This is a genomic window from Streptomyces sp. NPDC058964 (genome assembly GCF_042741275.1).
GTDB lineage: Bacteria > Actinomycetota > Actinomycetes > Streptomycetales > Streptomycetaceae > Streptomyces.
Window position 1 is genome coordinate 1 of the sequence record NZ_JBHYKH010000658.1, and the last position, 4,340, is coordinate 4,340.

Sequence of the window (4,340 nt, forward strand, 5' to 3'; positions counted from 1 at the left end):
TCGCCGCCGCCCTGGTCGGCGAGCGCCCCCTGCTCGTGCTCGACGAGCCGACCACCGGGATGGACCCGGTGGCCCGGCGCGCGGTGTGGGCGGCCGTCGACCGGCGGCGCGCCGAGCGCGGTACGACCGTGCTGCTGGTCACCCACAACGTCATCGAGGCCGAGACCGTGCTCGACCGGGTCGCCGTCCTCGACCGGGGCCGGGTCATCGCCTGCGACACCCCCGCCGGGCTCAAGGAGCGGGTGGCCGGCGAGGTGCGGGTGGAGCTGGTGTGGCGGGAACGTGCGCCGCTGGAGGTTCCGGAGGTCGCGGTGCTGCGAGAACGGGCCGTGCAGGCGGGGCGTCGCTGGACGCTGCGTCTCGCGCCCGAGGAGGCCCGCGCGGCCGTCGCCACGGTCACCGGCGGGGCCGCCTTCGCCGCCCTCGACGACTTCACGCTCGCCACGCCCAGCCTGGAGGACGTGTACCTGGCGCTGGGCGGCGCCGCACGGCAGGGTCTGGTGAAGGCGTGAGCGGGCGTGGCGTGGCATCCGTAGGGTCCCCTGAAGAGCGGCTCGGTCGCCGTAGGGAAGAGGAGCAGCTCGACGTGAGTGTCGTATCCGCGCAGTCTCCCCCCGGGAGCGTCCTTTCACCGGAGAAGCCGGCCGAAGGTGCGTCCGAGCTCGCGCCGGCCGCCCGGCTGTGGCCGTCACTCGCGGCCGTCTACCGGGCTCAGCTGTCCCGCGCTCGAGTGGCGCGGATCCCGCTGCTGTTCGTGGCGACCTTCCAGTCGGTCGGCATCATGATCATGATGCGCGGGGTGGTGGACACCCGGGGCGAGGCCCAGTCCGTGGTGGCGGGGTCCTCGGTCGTGGTCGTCGCCTACGTCGCCCTGAACCTGCTCGCCCAGTACTTCGGGCAGCTGCGGGCCGGCGGCGGACTCGACCACTACGCGACGCTGCCGGTGCCGCCGGCGGCGGTGGTGCTGGGGGCGGCGGGGGCGTACGCCTCCTTCACCGTGCCGGGGACGCTCGTGACGGCCGTGTTCGGCTGTGCGCTCTTCGGGCTGCCACTGGGCAACCTCTGGATCCTGGTCGCCGTGATCCCGCTCGCGGGCGCCGCGCTCTCCGGGCTCGGCGCCGCCTTCGGACTGCTCGCGCCACGCCCCGAACTTGCCACGCTCCTCGGCCAGTTGGGCATGTCGGCGGCGCTGCTGCTCGGTGTGCTGCCGCCCGACCGGATGCCGGAGCCCGTACGGCTGGCCCGGGACCTGCTGCCCTCGACGTACGGCGTGGAGGCCTACGCGCGGACCTTCGGGGCCCATCCGGACTGGGCGTTCGTCGGCGCTGACCTGGGCGTGTGCGCGGGCGTCGGGGTCGTCTCGCTGGCAGTGGCGACCTGGGCGTACCGGCGGGCTGCCGTCCGATGACGCGCCGCACGGACCGACCTGGCACGATGTCAGGGTGACCGCACCGCTGACTCCGCCTCCGCCGCCGCACGACCAGTCCCCGCACCAGGCCTGGCCGGCACCGCCGCCCGCCGGGACGGTGGAGGGCGCGTACGAACAGGACGGTCCCGGGATGAAGACCGAAGTGCGCGAGGCCGCCGTGATCACGGTGGCGGTGGCGCTCGGCGGGGCGCTGCTCGGGCTGCTGTGGCTGTGGCTGGCTCCGCATGTGCCGCTGGTCGGGGAGCACGTGGACGGGGCCTGGGCCGTCTACCGCAAGGACCCCGAGGGGGAGCAGGCGGCCGGGGTGGACGGAACGTTCACGCTGCTCGCGCTGGCCTTCGGGGCCGTCAGCGCGGTCGTCGTCTTCCTGCTGCGGCGGCGGGGGGGCGTGCCGCTGGTGGTGGCGCTGACCGTGGGCGGGCTGCTCGGGTCGTGGCTCGCCTGGCGGATCGGGGTGTGGCTCGGCCCCGCCCAGGACGTCGTCGCCCACGCCAAGGCGGTGGGCAAGGGCGTGGCCTTCTCGGCGCCGCTGAAGCTGGGGACGCACGGGGCGTTGCTGGCGTGGCCGGTGGCCGCGCTCGTGGTGCACCTCGGGCTCACGGCACTGTTCGGTCCCCGGGATCCCGATCCCTACGAGCAGGGCCCGTACCAGCAGGGTCCCTACGCGGCTCCGCCGGCCTAGGTGTGCTTGTCCCGGGACGTTGGTGACACGCGTGCTGGGACAGCACACCCAGGCCGGCCGGCGCCGCCAGGGGTCTGCGCCCCCGGCCCCCGGTTGCGGCCCGGGCGCCTACGCCGGTCGCCTCCCGTGGTTCGAGCGGCCCTTCTTGACTCGCCACTTGCGTTTCCGGGTTCTCTTCGACATGTCCCTCGTACTTAACCGAGGAACGGATGTCCGTCGAGGGGTCACGCACGTCCGATGGGAGCCAGGGTCGCCCCGGTGAGGCCGGCCAGGTCGGCCGGGGACAGCTCGACCTCCAGGCCGCGGCGGCCCGCCGAGACGCAGATCGTGGCGTGCGCCGAGGCGGAGTCGTCCAGGACGGTGGGGAGCTTCTTGCGCTGGCCCAGCGGGGAGATGCCGCCGCGGACGTAGCCCGTGGTGCGCTCGGCGAGGGCCGGGTCCGCCATGGACGCCCGCTTGCCGCCCACGGCGGTCGCCAGGGCCTTGAGGTCCAGGGAGCCGGCCACGGGGACCACGGCCACCGTCAGCGCGCCGTCGACGTCCGCCACCAGGGTCTTGAAGACCCGCTCGGGGGAGACGCCCATCGCCTCGGCCGCCTCCTCGCCGTAGGAGGGGTGAGCGGGGTCGTGATCATAGGAGTGGACCGTGTAGTCCACGCCCGCGGCGGTCAGGGCCACCGTCGCGGGCGTGCCTCCCTGCTGCTGCTTCTTCGACTTCTTCGCCATGTGGGGTTCCGGCCTCAGTTCAGACTCGTCGGGCCGCGCGTCAGTTCCGACGCCGGCAGCGACGGCAGATTACGGATGATGGCCGTCTCCGAGCGAAGGAGTTTCAGCTCCTCGCGCAGCCGCGAAGCCGTGTCGGGGGCCTGGAGCAGGCGCTGCTTCGTCGGCGTGTCGAGCATCATCGCCGCCGCCACGAGGTAGGAGACCACCCGCGGCTCGTCCGGGAGCTCGGTGCCCGTGGACAGGGAGCGTTCCCGCGCGCCCGCCAGACGCTTCTGGTACTGGCGGAACGAGCGCAGCACGCCCTCCGCCAGCGCACCGGCCTCGTCGCCCGGCTCCTCCGGCAGCTCCTCCAGCTCGGCCGTCAGGAACGGGCCCGAAGCGTCCACCGACAGCAGCCGCACCCGGGTCGTACCGGTCGCCAGCACCTCGAAGGTGCCGTTGGCCCGTTCCCGGATGGTCGCCGCGTCCGCCACGCAGCCCACCCCGTTGAAGGCCTTGGCCGGGTCGGGGCCGAAGCCCGCCGCCGGGCCGCGCTCGGGCACGGCCGTCGGGTCCGGCATGCCGGGCGCGCTCGGGGCCACTTCATGGCCGTCGCGGATCGCCACGACGGCGAACCGGCGCGGCTCGTCCTCGGGGGTCTTGAGCAGTTCGCGCATCATGGCGCGGTAGCGCTCCTCGAAGACGTTCAGAGGGAGCACGAGCCCCGGGAACAGCACCGAGTTCAGCGGGAAGAGGGGGAGACGGACGGTGGTCACGGCGCCACCCTAATGGTCACCGGCACGGGCTTGTCCGCCCTGCCCGGTACGTGGGCGCCGGGCCGCCGGGATCAGCCGGGTGTCCGGCGCCGGGCGCGCCGTCGTCAGGAGTTCGGCGCGCAGCCGCAGGAAGTGGCCCAGCGGGTCGTCCGACAGCCGGTTCCAGGGGAAGGACGTGGCATACGGGCCGATCAGGCGCAGCTGGGCCAGGGCGTCCTGGTGACGGTCCAGGCGGACGAGGACGTACACCAGTTTGTTGCGGATCTCGGCCGGCCAGGGGTCCGCCGCGGGGAACCGGGCGGAGAGCGCGATCGCCCGGTCGGCCGCCGCGTGCAGCCGCTCCCGCCTCACCTCGGTTCCGCCGCCGTCGGTTCCGCGGCCGTGGGTGAGACAGCCGAGGGCCGCCCGCGCGGGCAGGGCCTGGACGAGCGAGTCCGGCGGGGCGTCCTGCGCGGCCCGGTCGGCGAAGTCGAAACAGGCGTGGTGGGAACCGGGCCGGAAGGCGGCCAGATACCGCAGGGCCGCCACATGGCAGCCGTAGTGGTGCGGGGCACGCCGGACCGCCGCGCCCCACAGCTCCTCGAAGTACTTGGGCCCCGCCCCGGACCCGCGCGCGTGGTCCAGCGCGATCCGCCACGGCACCGGGTCACGGTCGTCGGGCCCCGCCGCCGCCCGGTTCAGGGGGGGGAACTGCCCAAACACCACCGCGCGGGCCGGCCGCCGCCCCGCCTGGGCGGCCCCCCCCAGGG

4 protein-coding genes and 2 pseudogenes are annotated in these 4,340 nt (G+C 74.6%); 3 read left to right on the forward strand and 3 right to left on the reverse strand.

Features of this window, described 5'->3' with window-relative positions:
• The 3 genes and pseudogenes from ACFW2E_RS42400 to ACFW2E_RS42410 all read left to right on the forward strand — a co-directional run.
• A pseudogene (locus ACFW2E_RS42400) lies at positions 1 to 512 on the forward strand (ABC transporter ATP-binding protein); the annotation flags it as partial.
• A 74-nt stretch (positions 513 to 586) separates the two neighbouring features.
• A complete protein-coding gene (locus ACFW2E_RS42405; protein WP_384476164.1) occupies positions 587 to 1,408 on the forward strand; it encodes an ABC transporter permease in 822 nt (273 codons plus the stop codon).
• 34 nt (positions 1,409 to 1,442) lie between these two features.
• Entirely contained in the window at positions 1,443 to 2,111 is a 669-nt protein-coding gene (locus ACFW2E_RS42410) for an AAA family ATPase (protein ID WP_384476167.1), read from the forward strand.
• Positions 2,112 to 2,335: 224 nt separating this feature from the next.
• Here the strand turns inward: ACFW2E_RS42410 and ybaK are convergent, their stop codons facing one another.
• From ybaK to ACFW2E_RS42425, 3 genes and pseudogenes are all read right to left on the reverse strand, one after another.
• On the reverse strand, positions 2,336 to 2,836 hold the full coding sequence (gene ybaK / locus ACFW2E_RS42415; RefSeq protein ID WP_384476170.1) for a Cys-tRNA(Pro) deacylase: 501 nt from the start codon (positions 2,834 to 2,836) through the stop codon (positions 2,336 to 2,338).
• Positions 2,837 to 2,850: 14 nt separating this feature from the next.
• Positions 2,851 to 3,591 carry an LON peptidase substrate-binding domain-containing protein gene (locus ACFW2E_RS42420; protein ID WP_384476173.1) on the reverse strand — a complete coding sequence of 247 codons (741 nt, stop codon included), beginning with the start codon at positions 3,589 to 3,591 and terminating at the stop codon, positions 2,851 to 2,853.
• A gap of 9 nt (positions 3,592 to 3,600) precedes the next feature.
• A pseudogene (locus tag ACFW2E_RS42425) lies at positions 3,601 to 4,340 on the reverse strand (hypothetical protein); the annotation flags it as partial.

Bases quoted from the DNA above. Each gene is read 5' to 3' on its own strand.
- ybaK (WP_384476170.1), bottom strand. From the start codon at position 2,836: ATGGCGAAGAAGTCGAAGAAGCAGCAGCAGGGAGGCACGCCCGCGACG.